We start from the raw sequence: 14,368 nt of genomic DNA, 5'->3' as shown, positions 1-14,368 counted from the left end.
CTGAGTCCGGCGTTCCGCCGGCCGCGACCTGGCTCAGGCCGGTCAGCGCCGGGGCGAGCCGGGCCGCGACATGACCCGGATATCGGCCCTTCAGCAGTCACCCCTGCCCATCTGCGAAGTCTTGGACGGATGTCGAGCGGGAAGCGGTCAACGCACTCTGCGGTCGAGCCATGCCCGTCGTCGGCCGGGCTCGGACCGGGCCGGACGGCCGCGAGCTTCTGTGCCGACCGCTCGCGTCACCCGTGCGTCTGCGTCCTGAGCACCCAGCAGGCCCAGATGACCACGGCAACCGGAACGGCGACAGCCGCCGAGCCGAGCATGATCCCGGCCCGAGCGCGGCGCCGGTCGGCCGATTCCTCTTCCCGCATCGCGCGCAGATCCCCCATACCGGAGACAATCGCGCACACCCCGACGGGCACGATGAAGTAGACCGGCAGGAACCGGAACCATGGCGAGAAGGCGGCCGGCAGCCAGGGGCATCCGAACATCGCCACGGCCAGGATCCCGAGAATCAGAGACCCCGTGCCGACCTGCCATTGAGCGGTCCCCGCTTTGCCCTTCGTTCCAACTCGTCGTTCAGGAAAGAGCGCAGCCCAGGGTGCTCGGGTGAGGTGATCTTTCGGCATCTCCGCCCCCTACGCAGGCGCCGCGGCGGCCGCAGGCGAGAGTCGGACCATGACGCATGACCGGAGGGCGCAGGTGACAGGCTGAGAAGCACTCATGTCGCCGAGCGTAGATCCTCCGGGAGACACACCACGTGGGTGTGGCTACTCAGATCGAGACAGGTACCCGAGGAGTCCGCCGCCGTACTCGCGCTCCTACTGGCCACACCGACCACCTGCGCGGGGCTCAGACACAGTTGTTGAGACCTGCACGATGGTACGGAGGTCGCTTCGCCTCGACTGGCGGCCGCCGTTGCCGCGTTCACCTGCTGATGCGGGCGGTAGCCCAGCAGCCCGTGGATCTCTGGATTGCCGGTCCCAGCGGTGAGAGCGCGCGTGTCGGCGATCGGCCTCGAATCCTGCAGGGTGCGAGGCCGATCGCGTGATCGGTGCGGGCGTCGGCTGGTGGTCAGGCGATGGGGGACGTTTCCGGCTTGGGATGCGCGGGCCGCTGCTTGGTGCGCAGTGTGGCGTGGGCGAGGACGGCTCCGGCGGCGGCGATGGCGGCGGAGCCGAGGAAGGCTGCGGAGAATCCGTCGGCCAGGGCGGATGCGTTACCGAGCTGGTCGGCGCCCTGGGAGGCGGCGACCGCGGTCATCGCGGCCAGGCCGAGGGCGGAGCCGATCTGGTAGCTGGTGTTGACGATGCCGGAGGCGAGACCGCCCTCTTCCGGGCGGGCGCTGGAGATGGCCGTACCGAGGGAGGGGATGAAGGCGAGCGACATGCCGACAGCAGCGAGCAGTGAGGCGGGCAGGACGTCGACCGCGTAGGAGCCGTCGGAGCGGACGAAGGACAGCCACAGCATGCCGGTGGCGAGCGCCACCATGCCGGAGACGATCATTGTGCGTGGACCGAAGCGGTTCATGAGCCGGGGCGCGAACACAATCATGATCAGCATCACCGCGCCGGTCATCGGCAGAAGGGCAGCTCCGGAGGCGAAGGCCCCCAGGTCGAGGACCTGCTGGAGGTAGAGGTTCAGAAAGAACCACATCGGGATCCACGCCCCGGCCAGCAGCAGCTGCGCGAGGTTGGCGCCGGCGAGGTTGGGCGTGCGCAGGATACTCAGCCGCATCAAGGGTGCACGACTCTTGGCCTGACGAGCGACGAATAGCCCGGTCAGGGCGATTCCTGCGGCCATCACCAGCCAGGTCTCTCTCGCTGCCCAGCCCACCTCTGGGGCGCGGACCACCGCGTAGACGATGGCGCCGAGGCCGACGGTGACGGTGAGCGCGCCGAGAATGTCGATCGAGCCGCGGGCAGGAGGGGCGGAGGGCATCAGACCCGGGGTGGCCAGCAGGGCGAGTACAGCCACGGGGACGTTGAGGTAGAAGACCCATGGCCAGTTCGTGTACTGGGTGATGACGCCGCCCAGGAAGACACCTGCCGTGCCGCCGGCCGGTGCGGCCGCACCGTAGAGAGCGAACGCCTTCGACAGCTCCTTCGGGCTGGATCCGAACAGCATCATCAGCAAGGTCAGCGCGGAGGGTGCGATCAGCGCCGATCCGGCGCCCTGCACGGCGCGCCCGGCCAGCTCGATCCACATCTCGTTCGCGAGCCCCGCCATCAACGATCCGACGGCTAGAACCGCCCAGCCGACGCCGAACACCCTCTTGGCGCCCAGGAGATCCGACAGGCGTCCGCCGAGCAGCAGCAGTCCGCCGAAGGCGACGACGTAGGCGTTGAACACCCAGGACAGGTTGCCCTGGGTGAACCCCAGGTCAGTCTGCATCTCGGGCAGGGCAACGCCGATGATGGACGTATCCATGATCACCATGAACTGCGCCATGGCGATCAATGCCAGCGCCCACCATCTGCGCGGGGACGACTGCGGTGATATCGCGGACATCTCACTCACCTCACATACTCCGGGGGGGTATCTATGACCGCTATGGAACGTACCCCCAAGGGGTATAAAGCACAAGGAAGAGAGGGCGTGACCACAAGGGCGGGTCGCGTCGGCCGCCCACGTCGGCAGCCGCACGCCCGAAGGCCCAATGGCGTCCTGCGGACCGTGGTTGAGGCGGCCGCCCGTTGTACCGTCCCTGGTACGAGCCCCAGGTTTCCGCCGCCTACCCCTCCCCACGGCCGCCGTCACACCGGTTGCACCAGGCCGTTGGCTCACAGCTCCTGACACAGCGGGCCGACGGCGACTCCTGCCATCGGTCGACAAGGCGCCGTCCGGCCCTGAGCAGGCGGGGTCTGTGCCCCAGCGACCGGCTGGCGGCAAGCGCAGGACTGCTCCGTGCATCGGCGTACGGACGGCGGCTGGGAACAGCGTCCGGGTCCAGCGCCGCGACAGCGGTCTTGAACTGGCGCGTGCGGATCAGATGCCGTGTACAGATGGAGGCGCTCACCTGACCACGGTGCTGGCGACTTCCGTTCGGGCCGTGTGGGATGCTCGGGCCGTGTGGGATGGCGACGAGGTGCGTGAGCGGGTTCGGATGATGGCCGCAGCCGACCCCGAATGCCGGGGCTTCGGTGCACGCAGGCACCAGTGGGTGTTGGCTCCGCCGGTTTCCGAGGCTGTCGTGGCCCGATTCGAGCAGGAGCACGGTTTCGAATTCCCGGCCTCCTACCGCTCGTTCGTCACCACAGTTGGCAGCGGAGGCGCCGGGCCGGCCTACGGCCTGTACGAGTTCGGCAGCAAACGGTGGGGCGACTGGCAAGGCGACCTGGGCAAGGACTGGGCTGACCTGCTGGCCGTCCCTTTCCCGCACACCGCCCGGTTCGAGCCCTCGGACGAGCGGTCCGTCTGCGCGGAGCATGCCCCAGGGGAGGAGGACTTCTCGCCGTGCTGGTTCACCGGCTCGCTCGTCATCGCCGAGATCGGCTGTGGCTCCTTCTACCGTCTGGTGGTCACCGGCCAGGGCCGCGGCCAGGTGTGGACGGACGACCTCGGCTGCGGCCACGCCTTGAGCCCCGGGCCGGACTTCCGTGACTGGTACACACAGTGGCTGGCACAGGGCCGCTGACAGGCCGTGAGGGGCCCTGTCACTGAGCTTGTGACGTTGGCGTGCGGCTGTTCCTCGGCGCCTGAGGTCAGCACCGGGTTGTACTGATCGCCCACCCACGCCGCTGCTACACATACTGAGGCTTTTCCAACCTGATGCGACGCGAGGCAGCTCTCCTGCTCAACCAGGTCATGCACCTCCGGCGTCCAGACGCTCAGATGACTCGAGTAGGTACTCGGGCAGCTTGGAGCTGGCCGCCAATACCTCGATGCCGATGAGGCGCCCTTGCTCGTCGAAATCAAGGTTGATCATGCCGCCGACCTCCACCGGATCGCAGGGATACATGCGCGAGGACTTGGTGCGAACCTGCGGATCGGTGAGGTACACGTACGCTGCGTTCACAGTCTTGTCGTAGGTGACTCTGACGTCTGCCACGGCTGGCATGCTCCCTTGGTGTGGTTGGTGTCGTTTCGCCTGTACGACGGCACTTCGGCCGGACCGCCGAACAAGCCGGCCGCCGCGGCGCCCGCGGAAGGCAGTCGTGTCAGGGCATGTCCCAGGCAGGGGTGTCCGCGTACCTGGATGCCAGCGGAACGGCAAACGTGTCGAGCGGTTCGGTGAACCACGAAGGGTGGACCGTGCTGCCCATCACTCGCTCCATCAGCGCGAAGATCTTCACGCCCCAGATCTCCGTCTCGTCGTCCACGTCGATCAGCCCCTGGCACCACTCGGCATCCCAGCGTGGGTCTCCCGCCCGCAGCGGGTTGACCGGCCCCCAGTGCTCTTCGAAAACCACGAACTCGCCGTCCACGGCGTAGTGGACGCTGTCTCCCCCATTGATATCGATCTGCACGCTGAAGCACCGGCCGCCGCGCGACAGATCGCGAAGAACCCCCGGAACCGATGTCGTGTGGCCACTTGCCTCCACCACGAACACCAAGTCACCGACGGTACCGACAGCGACCAGATCCTCGTCACATCCAGCACGAACTGTCGCGTCGGCGGCCTGCCGCGCCGTCAAGCGCCGGCCGGCCTCCGGGCTGCCGTTCAGCCGACGGATCACCTCATCCCGCCTCACACCGGCGACCACCGCAACGGTGGGCAGGATGTAGTCCTCTGCCAGCTCGTCGATCCAGGCGAAACGCTCCTCGGCGGTTTCAGTAACCGTCAACCCATCCATGACGACCTCCGGTCCAAGGCCCACTCCGGATCGCGGACAGCCCGAGCCGGCTCGGCGGATGTCAGCAAGTACTCCCCGATCATGTTCATGCGGCAGACTACTCAGGTCGGCGAGGATGGGGCTGGGAAGGTCAGCGGCGAGGGCGGAGTTGCGGGCCGCGCGGACCGAGATCCCGTGTCGGTTGAGCTTCTGCGTCATGGCGTGTGTCGCGATTGGCTTCCCTGGGACCAGTCCTGGGAACAGTAGCCGGGGGCCTGGGGTGGCCTGGGTGAATAGGGCTCTGCCGGGTTGCTCTTCAGTCAGCCGCTGCAGGAGCCCGGCCAGCCGTGGGGGTGGTAGGACGGGGTGGCGGCCGAGCATCAGATGGGTGTGCTTGTCGCCGAGTTGCAGGTGGTCCGGCGTCAGATTGCAGAGCCGCTCGGTGGACGGGCCGAAGAGCAGGGTGATCGCGCCGGCGGCCCGGACGTCCAGGGGCAGGGCATCGTCGGTGAGGCAGCGTGGGAGCAGGTTCCAGCGGTCGTCCTCGTCGAGCAGGGCCTGGGGCTCTTGATGCGGGATGGAGGGGATAGCAAGCTTGCGGGTGAGCTGGCGGCTCGTGGTCCAGTTCAGGGTGGCCGCGGTGCGGGCATGGTCCGGGTCGGTGATCGTCTGGTGCCGGGCCCAGCTGCGCGGGTGGCGTGCCACGACCGCCCCGCCGGGCGTGAGGGTGACGATGACCTCCGTCGTACTGGTGGCGACGTGGACCCGTTTACCGATGGCCAGGGGATGTACCGAGTAGTCGCAGGTGTCGACGCGGATGTAGTGGTCGCGGCCGATGCGGGTGTGGAAGCGGAACCAGCGGGGCGGATCGACCGGCGGCAGCGCGAGCATGCCGGCCCGGTCCGCCTCCCACCGCTCGGCGGGACGGGCGCCCAGAGTGCGGTGGACTCGCCGGTTGGCGATGTTCAGCCAGTTGGTCAGCTGGGTGTTGAAGTCGTCGGGGCCGGTGAAGGTGCGGCCTGGCTGGAAGCTCGTCTCCAGGTAGCCGTTGGCCCGCTCCACGAGCCCCTTCGCTTCTGGATCGCGGGGGCGGCAGAGGAAGACCTTGACGGCCAGCATCCCGGCGAACGCCGCGAATTCCGCGGTGAGCTTGCCCTGGCCGATGCCCGACTCGTTGTCCCAGACCAGCATCCTCGGCACCGCGTTCCACTGTTTCAACAGCTGCCAGTGGCCGTCGATCAGGTCGCCCGTCATCCTCGACGGCAGCATCGTCGCGGCGATCACGCGGGAGTATCCCGAGACCATGACCAGCACCGGCGGCCGGCCCCACTGACCGTAGCCGAGCGGGATGTCGACCGGCGGGAACCACAGGTCGCACTGGGCCAGCTCGCCAGGCTGATACGTCGTGCGCGAGACAGGGTCAACGGGAAGGTAGGCGGGCCGCAGCTCACGGACGCGGTCCTTGAGGATCGTCATGCCCATCTCCCAGCCGATCCGCTCCGCGATCGCCGTCGTCGGCATCGTCGGGGTCTGCTTCAAGAGCTCACGAATCCGCGGTTCGACCGCGTCGACCGACGAGCCCTTCAGCGGCCGGGAGTACACCGGCGGCCGGTCCGTGGCCAGCGCCCGCTTCACCGTGTTCTTCGAGATGCCCAGATGCCGGGCGATCGCCCGGATCGGCATCTCCTCGGCCCGGTGCAGCCTGCGGATCTCTGCCCAGTCCTCCACTTGGATCACCCTCTCCTCCCGATCTCAAATCAAGATCAGGTTGATATGGATGCCACGGAATGGGTCAGTTTTGATCCGCCGTCAGAGGGTCACGGTTCAAGCGACGCCGACATTACGGGCGCGACGGCCTTCGCGAGCTCCTCAGGCCACGGCTTCGGCCGGCCGAGACAGGGTTCCACGTCGTGGCCACCAAGGGGTTCGACTCGACGACCGATCTCGGAGCGATCGAAGGGATCTTGGCTGGGGTCGACTTCGACGAGTTCTTGGCACGGCCCCGGACCTCCCACGTCGTCGCCGAACGCGACGGGGGTGAGCGTCTGGTGCTCACTATCAGCGATGAGCTTCAAGGCGTCCTGGCGAGAGTGGAGACCGCCGAATTGACTGTGGCAGCACGGCATTGGGTCGAAGAGCAGGGGTCTGGTGATACCGACGCGATCGGCGGCCTGCTGCACGAGTTGGCGGAACTCGCCCGCGGGGCACAGCGGCGCGGGGAACGGCTGTACTGCTGGATCTGCGTCTGATCGATCCGAGTTCCGCACTACCCCAGAGGACTGACGCGTCGGGCTGTGCTGGTGGGACCGTCTCTCCAAAGGAGCGACACCTAAATGGCTTCGCCGGTGGACCCTGGTCCCGGCATGATTCCCAGCCTCCACGGCTCGCCGAACTCCTTCGGTGCCTTGCCGAACAGCCTCAGCCACGGTCGCAGCTCTCGCGAGTCCACCCAGGCCCTCGGCGGCTCTTCCCAGGCATGGTCCCGGGCAAGTCGATCTCGACGCACGGCATGACCCAGAAGTTCGGCCGCCATGGCATCCCGGTTCACACCGCCCGCAACGCGGCACCGGCCGCCCTCGCTGCCGACTCGAACGCCAGCGGGACGATGCAGCCGCCAAGGGCCAGGTGGCCCGCGAGCAGATCTTCGACGGACTCCTCAGCCGACTCGACGGAGAAGCCTCCTGAGGTCCTGTTCCCGGTGATGGGGCCAGGCCATCAGCTCTGTGACCAGGGCAGGAGGTGAACCAGACCCACCCAGGTTTCCTCGTTTGCCGAGGTGTGGACGGCGCGGACTGTCCAGCGGCCGGGCGGTATCGGGACGGGCGCCTGCTCCGGCAGTCCTGCGCCGTTGGGGTACTCGACGTCCAGCTCGTTCCCGGCGGTGACAGAGTCCATGAGCACCGCCGGCCCGTCCGTCTCCCAGACACCGCACTCTTCCCACTCGGTCGTGGGGTCGGTGAGGACGGCCCGGGCTGCGGCGATCAGATCGGCCTCCGATTTGGCTCCGAGCCAACGGACGAAGACTTGGTGTTCCGGCAGATAGCAGGTGGTGGCGGGTTCGTCCGCCAGGACAAGCCCTCGCGGGCCGTCTCCACCGACAGCAATCACTCCCGCCAGACCGTCCACCTCGCAGGCGCGGTCGTAGTCGTCCGGGACGTCACCATCGCCGATGACCAGCCCTGACTCCGTGCAACCACGCCATCCGTCCAATACGGAAACTGGTACGGCGATCAGAGGGCCGCCCATCGACTCGACCCAGGTGAAGGAATGCTCGACCGAACTGGCTGCGGTGGATGAGGAAGTCTTCATGGCGCCAGTGTCTCCCCCGCCACTGACAACGCTTCGTCGGGCGCGAAGCAACGTCCTTGATGCCTCGCCGCGGGCCGGCTCAACATTGATCGCATCGGAGCGGACCACGTGAGACGGGGCCCCTGCCCCGGGCTCAGCACGACCAGTGGCTTGACATCGAGACCCGCATATTAGAGGGGTGCCGATGACGAACGTCTACGATCGCACTCGAACACACGCACCATTCACGCGTGACCATGTATGGCTTTCCCGAGGACCTGCGCGACTCCCAGCTCGCGTTGCACCGGACGGGGAGTTCAACGCCCTGCCCGGAAACAGTCAGCGGGCACGCGACCGTTCCGGGGCACCGACGTCCTGGAGCGGCCCCCTGCCGATGCGCCTCCGTCAGAGCTTGGCAGCGGGCTCGGTGGTCACGGCATTGGCCGCCTCACCGTCCTGCGCAGCGGCTGACCGGGCAACGCCCGGGATGGCCGTGGCCACCGCGGCGGCCGCGAGCGCGACGCCGTCGCCGATCAGCAGGCCGACGCGGAAGCCGTCCTCGGAGGCGAACGTGAAGCCGCCCATGGTGACCGTCATCTGCGAGAGGACGACCCCGATCACGGCGGCGCCGATCGAGGTGCCGAGCGAGCGCATCAGCGTGTTGAAGCCGTTCGCGGCGGCCGTCTCGGACACCGGAACCGCACTCATGATCAGGGCGGGCATCGCGCCGTAGGCGAGACCGACGCCACCGCTGATCACGACGGTGACGATCAGCAGGCCCCAGGTCGAGCCCATCAGCGCCATCGACAGGCCATAGCCGGCCGCGATGACGAGGGAGCCGGATACGAGGGTGAACTTCGGGCCGCGCGCGTTGGTCAGCTTCCCGCCGAACGGCGAGACGACCATCATGACGAGGCCGGCAGGTGCCATCCACAGGCCCATCGCCAGCATCGACTGGCCGAGGCCGTAGCCGGTCGCCTCGGGGAACTGCAGCAGTTGGGGAACGATCAGCATCTGCGTGTACATGCCGACGCCGATCAGGACCGAGGCGGCGTTGGTCAGCAGCACCCGAGGGCGGGCGGTGGTGCGCAGGTCGATCAGTGGGTCGCGGGTGCGCAGCTCCCAGAAACCCCAGACCAGCAGGACCACGACCGCGGCGGCAAGAAGGCCGAGCGTGCTGCCCGAGCCCCAGCCCCAGTCCGCACCCTTGGAGATCGCGAGCAGCAGACAGACCAGGCCCACACCGAGGCCGAGCGCGCCGGCCAGGTCGAAGCGCTGCCCCTTCGCCGCGGCCGGCACGTCGGGGACGAAGGACCAGATCATCACGGCGATCAGCGCGGCAAGGGCGGCCGAACCCCAGAACAGTGCCCGCCAGTTCGTGTACTCCGCGACCGCGGCGGCGATCGGCAGCCCGAGGCCGCCGCCGATGCCCATGGAGGCGCTCACCAGTGCGATGGAGGAACTGAGCTTCTCGGCCGGCAGCAGGTCACGCAGCAGGCTGATGCCGAGCGGCACCACGCCCATGCCCATGCCCTGCATCCCGCGCCCAGCGATCATCATGCCGACGGACGAGGTCAGGGCGCACACCACCGAGCCCGCGAGCAGCGGCAGGCAGGAGGCGAGCAGCATCTTGCGCTTGCCCAGCAGGTCGCCGAGGCGGCCGGCAACCGGGACACAGACCGCGGCCGACAGCAGCGTGACGGTGATCACCCACGTGGCATTGGAGGACGTGGTGTGCAGAATCTGCGGCAGATCCGCGATCAGCGGCGTCACCAGGGTCTGCATGACCGCGGCGACGGTACCGGCGAGTGCGAGCGTGGCGACGACGCCGCCCGATCGGGAGGCCTGGCGGCCGTCCATCAAGGACTGCTCTACGTGTTCGAGTTTCGCTATGCATCATACACATTTCATGCATCAACCACGTCGCATGTATCACGCATGTAGATGGTTCGCATGGATCATTGGGACATCGCATGCGCCGTCCGGTGTATACGGGACCGTGGAGGAGATCCGATGAACAGGGCCACGCGCCAGGTGGAGTACGAGCAGATGCTGCAAAGTCGCTACCTTCACCTGCACAAGTCGAAGGGACGGCGCGAGGGCAGCACCCTGGAGCGCAGCGCGTACATCCTGCTCAGCCGCATCCGGGTGCAGGGCCCGATGTCCATCGGCCAACTCGGTGACGCCTTCGGCCTCGACGCGTCCACCCTCAACCGGCAGACCGCAGCCGCCATGCGCGCCGGACTCGTCGAGCGCATCCCGGATCCCGAAGGTGGCATGGCCCGCAAGTTCCGTATCACCGCGGAAGGCGAGCGGCGCCTCGACGAGGAGCGCGAGGGCGCCATCCACACCTTGGAACAGATCATGGCCGACTGGTCCGACGAAGACATCGCCGCCTTCGCCGACTACCTCAAGCGCTTCAACACCGACATCGAGCGCCTGGACGGAAGGCCCTGGCCGCGGCCGTGAGACGGTAGCGCGGGTGCCTTCCGGGCGGGCCCGGCGCGGCGCTCAGTCCCGCTCGCGCCGATCCTGCACGTTCGCTCTCCCCCCGAAGACCGGTGGTCTGCCGGCGCGGGTCAGTAGACCACCGACCCCGCCACTGAAGTGAGGATCCCACCGGTCTGTCGCCGAAATGTGCCAAGGCACCGATGCCGTGCGGCCCCCGTGGTCTGGGCCGCTGGCGTCGCATCCCGTGACCACGACGAATACCGCCCCCGCCGACAGCCCCGGCACGTCGCGATAGCGCGCCCAGGGACTCCTCCAACCGCGCTCACGCGACCGAAGCAGAACTGGCCTTCTGTGAGGCGCGGCCCCTTCGGAGGCAGATCAGGCCCGCATCTTCGCGCAGCCCACGCTCGGCTGGACAGAAGGTAGTTGGCCCTTCAGGGATTGAGGCCGTTCGGTTGGATCACCTGATCGTTGGTCCGCCGTACCTTTGGCTGATGCGTAGGGGGCGCGGATTGAACCGCTGCTTGCGGGCTGGTAGCGGAGCAGCAGTACCTCTACCCGGCGGTCCTTCGGCATGCCGAGGGCGGGATGACCTCGCGGACAAGGAGATCGCAGATCACGCCATGGCGAGGGGGACAAGATCCGCCGGGCCAAAGCGAGGGCTTCCACCCCGGCCGCACCGCTCCGCGCCGGATAAGCCACTCGTCAACAAGCAGCTGGCTCCCGGCGCCGTGCTCATGGACCGCGCGCGTGACTTCGTCACCGGCCGTGATCTGCGCGGCCGTGGGCGGCGACGAGCACCCCGGCTGTGAGATACGTCCTGTCGCCGCCCAGGCGGCCGCCTTACGCTTGCCTGCCACGCGCGCCCCAGGCACGCGAGTGCTCGCGACCGGATCGCGCACAGGTACACAACCGTGGCGGGCACGTGTGAAGGACGGTTCACCATGCCCAGTGATCTCTCGCCAGTCATAGCTGCCGCCACTCGCTGGTTGCTGTCGGCATTCCCGCCGGCACCTGGCCCGCTGAACGATGCCCTGGCCGAAGCCCAGGCGTGGCAGGCGGCCACCATCGCCGCCGCCCTCCGCTACCCCACCGTGCTGGACGCCGAACTGCTGAACATGCTCGGACCCGGCGGCTCCGACCGGCTGGACGCCGTCACCGGCGCCGATGCCCACCCGCTGGAGGGAGCCGAATATGGCTGGCGCACCTGGGTGGACGAAACCGTCGTCAGCTGGGCGGCCTGCCTACTGGCCGACGCCGATCTCGCCGCCGTGGCAGCGGCCTGCCTGGCCGCGACCCACCACGGCGCGGGCAGCGTAGGCGATGCGCGTCGGCTGACAATTCCCAGCCCTCGCGATCACCGTGCGGCGCCGCTGTTGCGCCACCCGGACCTTGTCAGCCCGATCGCAGACCTCCACCGCGAGACACTGCTTGCCCTCCTCGATATCGCCCCGGCCAGCAGCTCACCCGAGCGAAGGTAGCCACGAAGCCTGCACACCGGGATGGCCGTCGCAGCAGGCACTCACTGGCCAGTCGGCCCGGCCGCGCGTCGTAGGTGGCCGGGTTGGCGCTGGCTGCGAGAACGGGTCCGGCTCAACTTCTGTGTTGCGTCCACGCTTAGTGACCACTGGGCCATCCGCTCCCCCTCCGGATTAGTCCGCCGACCGCGTCGAACTCCCCCATGACCGGGCTCTCCTGCGCTTGCCGCAGACGTTGAGCGGCGTTGCAAGACCTGAGGGTGAGCGTTCTCGGACGGGCGAGAAGCGCCCCGGGCCGACGGCATCAGCACCAGGCATTCCGGCCCTGGCCGGACCTTCCGCGGCGCCGTTCGGGCCACATGGTCGAAGCGGGATGCACCAGGGTCCCCGGAGCAGATGCTCCGGGGACCCTGGTGTCCGGCGTCGGATCAAGCGACGGTGATGTTCTCCGCCTGCGGCCCCTTCTGACCCTGGGTGATGTCGAAGGTAACCGCCTGGCCTTCCTGGAGTTCACGGAAACCGGAGGAGTTGATGTTGGAGTAGTGCGCGAAGACGTCGGGTCCACCGCCGTCCTGGGCGATGAAGCCGAAGCCCTTTTCCGAGTTGAACCACTTGACGGTTCCGCTGGCCATGCCGGTGCCTTTCAGTCGAAAGCGGACCCGCACCGCGCGGACCCGAAAATGATCGTCCTGGTCCTCAGGCACTGCACAGCAAGAAGCCCACGCCGGAGCGCGGGCAGGTACTGCGAACCACGACATCTGACAGAGACGCTACACGCAGAGACCGCCCTTCACCAGAGAGCAATGGCCCTTCAATAGTCTCGAGTCGACCATGCGACTGCCGGGCGGGCATCCCGCGCGTAGGACGAGGCCCAGTGGTGAACCTGTCTGGATTCCTGGAGAGGCTTCAGGCGGGCAGGGAGTCGAGCCAGTCGGTCAGAAGCCGGTTGGTCTCGGTGGGGCGCTCCTGCTGGATCCAGTGGCCGCAGCCGTCGAGGATGTGGGAGGAGAGCAGGCCGGGCAGCGTGATGGGGTACGCCGTGATGGCATCGGCCAGCCAGGTGGTAGAGGCGTCAAGGGAGCCCGTGATGAACAGGGACGGCTGGGTGATGGGGGCGCCGTCGAACTCGGCGAGGTCTTCCCAGTCCCGGTCCATGTTGCGGTAGCGGTTGAGTGCCCCGCTCATGCCGGCCCGCTCGAACTCGGCGGCGTAGACGTCGAGGTCGTCCTCGCTGAGCCAGGCGGGCCTTCGGTCGTCGGGGAACCGGTCGCGCAGCGTGCCGCCCCGGCTCGCGAAGTGCGGGTCGGGTGCGCCGGGTGCGGACATTGTGTCGGCGGACAACGCGGCGAAGAAGCCGGCGAGCCAGCCGCGCACGTCCGGCTCGATCTCGGCCTCGGCCCGGCCGGGCTGCTGGAAGTAGGAGACGTAGAACTCCTCCTCCCCGCCCATCCGGGCGAAGACCTCGCTGGGTCGCGGTCCGCCCCGCGGGGTATAGGGAACGCTCAGCAGCCCGACCGCGCGGAAGACGTCCGGCCTGACCAAGGCGGAGTTGGCAGCGATGGTCGAGCCCCAGTCGTGGCCGACGATCACCGCGGATTGTTCGCCCAGGGCTTGTACCACTGCGGCGTTGTCCTCGACCATGTCGAGCATCCGGTACGCGTCCGTATCGCCGGGCTTGGAGGAGCGCCCGTAGCCGCGGACATCGATGGCGACCGCGCGGTATCCAGCTGCGGCCAGTACCGGCAGCTGGTGACGCCAGGAGTACCAGGACTCCGGAAAGCCGTGCACGAGCAACACGAGCGGTCCGTCGCCCTGCTCCACCAGATGAATTCGGCCTACGGGCGAGGAGACCAGCCGGTGAGTGGCGACCGTTGCTTGCTGTGGCATACATCCTCCAGTGCTGTTCATCTGTCATGCGTCAAGACCGGTGGCGGCCGGCCGTTCAACGGCTCAATAGCAATCATGTGGCGGATGGCGTGGGCGTAGCCATACTTGTTGCCGTTTCGGCAATACGCCTCTGGGCACTAGCCTCCCCCGCGTTCCGACGTTCCTACGCCCCGAGAGCACGAAGGCCGGACGGGTACCGCCCGTTCAACCGGTGAAGACTGGTCAACCTACGCGAGCGCGGTAGCTGGGCGGCGACAGCTCGGGGTCCTGCTACCGACCGGGGAAGTCCGCCTGCTCAAGGCCGTGGTGGGCAGCCTCATAGACTGCACCGACGAACAACCCGTCACTGCCTGCGGGAATGGGTGATCTCGCATCGACCGCTGACGATGACGTCACGTTGAAGCTTCCCCTTGATCATGGACACCTGGAGACTGGGACCTGAGTGGTTCCAGAGGAAGCAGTGACCAGGTGGGTAGCAAGTACACGAAGCGG

General features: G+C 67.9%; 11 protein-coding genes and 2 pseudogenes. 4 read left to right on the top strand and 9 right to left on the bottom strand.

Annotated elements, in window-relative coordinates:
• Positions 1–236 precede the first annotated feature (236 nt).
• Both AB0I23_RS38105 and AB0I23_RS38100 read right to left on the bottom strand, forming a co-directional pair.
• Complete coding sequence (locus AB0I23_RS38105) at positions 237–494, bottom strand: hypothetical protein (RefSeq protein ID WP_436847059.1); 258 nt, start codon at positions 492–494, stop codon at positions 237–239.
• Between the two features lie 577 nt (positions 495–1,071).
• A complete protein-coding gene (locus AB0I23_RS38100) occupies positions 1,072–2,508 on the bottom strand; it encodes an MFS transporter (RefSeq protein ID WP_359117115.1) in 1,437 nt (478 codons plus the stop codon).
• Positions 2,509–3,067: 559 nt separating this feature from the next.
• On the opposite strand from AB0I23_RS38100, the gene AB0I23_RS38095 reads away from it, so the two are divergent.
• Entirely contained in the window at positions 3,068–3,634 is a 567-nt protein-coding gene (locus AB0I23_RS38095) for an SMI1/KNR4 family protein (protein WP_359117112.1), read from the top strand.
• Positions 3,635–3,802: 168 nt separating this feature from the next.
• Here AB0I23_RS38095 and AB0I23_RS38090 read toward each other — a convergent pair whose 3' ends face one another.
• The 3 genes and pseudogenes from AB0I23_RS38090 to istA form a co-directional block, all read right to left on the bottom strand.
• Positions 3,803–4,057: a DUF2283 domain-containing protein gene (locus AB0I23_RS38090; RefSeq protein ID WP_359117109.1), complete on the bottom strand. Its 255-nt coding sequence runs from the start codon at positions 4,055–4,057 to the stop codon at positions 3,803–3,805.
• 100 nt (positions 4,058–4,157) lie between these two features.
• Positions 4,158–4,748, bottom strand: a pseudogene (locus AB0I23_RS38085) (DUF6461 domain-containing protein); the annotation flags it as partial.
• Positions 4,749–5,309: 561 nt separating this feature from the next.
• Positions 5,310–6,509 (bottom strand): annotated as a pseudogene (istA, locus tag AB0I23_RS38080) (IS21 family transposase); the annotation flags it as partial.
• A gap of 173 nt (positions 6,510–6,682) precedes the next feature.
• Here istA and AB0I23_RS38075 point away from each other — a divergent pair.
• Positions 6,683–7,021 carry a hypothetical protein gene (locus AB0I23_RS38075; RefSeq protein WP_359117106.1) on the top strand — a complete coding sequence of 113 codons (339 nt, stop codon included), beginning with the start codon at positions 6,683–6,685 and terminating at the stop codon, positions 7,019–7,021.
• A gap of 466 nt (positions 7,022–7,487) precedes the next feature.
• Here AB0I23_RS38075 and AB0I23_RS38070 read toward each other — a convergent pair whose 3' ends face one another.
• Entirely contained in the window at positions 7,488–8,081 is a 594-nt protein-coding gene (locus AB0I23_RS38070; RefSeq protein WP_359117104.1) for an immunity 21 family protein, read from the bottom strand.
• 384 nt (positions 8,082–8,465) lie between these two features.
• Positions 8,466–9,920 carry an MFS transporter gene (locus AB0I23_RS38065; protein ID WP_359117101.1) on the bottom strand — a complete coding sequence of 485 codons (1,455 nt, stop codon included), beginning with the start codon at positions 9,918–9,920 and terminating at the stop codon, positions 8,466–8,468.
• A gap of 153 nt (positions 9,921–10,073) precedes the next feature.
• Here AB0I23_RS38065 and AB0I23_RS38060 point away from each other — a divergent pair, with 153 nt between their 5' ends.
• Positions 10,074–10,529, top strand: a complete 456-nt coding sequence (locus tag AB0I23_RS38060; protein WP_359117099.1) for a MarR family winged helix-turn-helix transcriptional regulator — start codon at positions 10,074–10,076, stop codon at positions 10,527–10,529.
• A gap of 926 nt (positions 10,530–11,455) precedes the next feature.
• Entirely contained in the window at positions 11,456–11,992 is a 537-nt protein-coding gene (locus tag AB0I23_RS38055; RefSeq protein ID WP_359117097.1) for a hypothetical protein, read from the top strand.
• Positions 11,993–12,417: 425 nt separating this feature from the next.
• On the opposite strand, the gene AB0I23_RS38050 is transcribed toward AB0I23_RS38055, so the two are convergent.
• A complete protein-coding gene (locus AB0I23_RS38050; protein WP_037693306.1) occupies positions 12,418–12,621 on the bottom strand; it encodes a cold-shock protein in 204 nt (67 codons plus the stop codon).
• Between the two features lie 274 nt (positions 12,622–12,895).
• Positions 12,896–13,876, bottom strand: coding sequence for an alpha/beta fold hydrolase (locus AB0I23_RS38045; protein ID WP_359117094.1), 981 nt, complete (start codon positions 13,874–13,876; stop codon positions 12,896–12,898).
• Positions 13,877–14,368: the final 492 nt, after the last annotated feature.

It is taken from the genome of Streptomyces atratus (genome assembly GCF_040655115.1).
Classification (GTDB): Bacteria; Actinomycetota; Actinomycetes; order Streptomycetales; family Streptomycetaceae; genus Streptomyces; species Streptomyces atratus_D.
The sequence above is the reverse complement of the archived record's forward strand: the minus strand, read 5'-3'. Positions and strand labels throughout refer to the sequence as shown.

Bases quoted from the DNA above. Each gene is read 5' to 3' on its own strand.
- AB0I23_RS38100 (WP_359117115.1), bottom strand. From the start codon at position 2,508: ATGTCCGCGATATCACCGCAGTCGTCCCCGCGCAGATGGTGGGCGCTG.
- AB0I23_RS38090 (WP_359117109.1), bottom strand. From the start codon at position 4,057: ATGCCAGCCGTGGCAGACGTCAGAGTCACCTACGACAAGACTGTGAAC.
- AB0I23_RS38070 (WP_359117104.1), bottom strand. From the start codon at position 8,081: ATGAAGACTTCCTCATCCACCGCAGCCAGTTCGGTCGAGCATTCCTTC.
- AB0I23_RS38065 (WP_359117101.1), bottom strand. From the start codon at position 9,920: ATGGACGGCCGCCAGGCCTCCCGATCGGGCGGCGTCGTCGCCACGCTC.
- AB0I23_RS38060 (WP_359117099.1), top strand. From the start codon at position 10,074: ATGAACAGGGCCACGCGCCAGGTGGAGTACGAGCAGATGCTGCAAAGT.
- AB0I23_RS38055 (WP_359117097.1), top strand. From the start codon at position 11,456: ATGCCCAGTGATCTCTCGCCAGTCATAGCTGCCGCCACTCGCTGGTTG.
- AB0I23_RS38050 (WP_037693306.1), bottom strand. From the start codon at position 12,621: ATGGCCAGCGGAACCGTCAAGTGGTTCAACTCGGAAAAGGGCTTCGGC.
- AB0I23_RS38045 (WP_359117094.1), bottom strand. From the start codon at position 13,876: ATGCCACAGCAAGCAACGGTCGCCACTCACCGGCTGGTCTCCTCGCCC.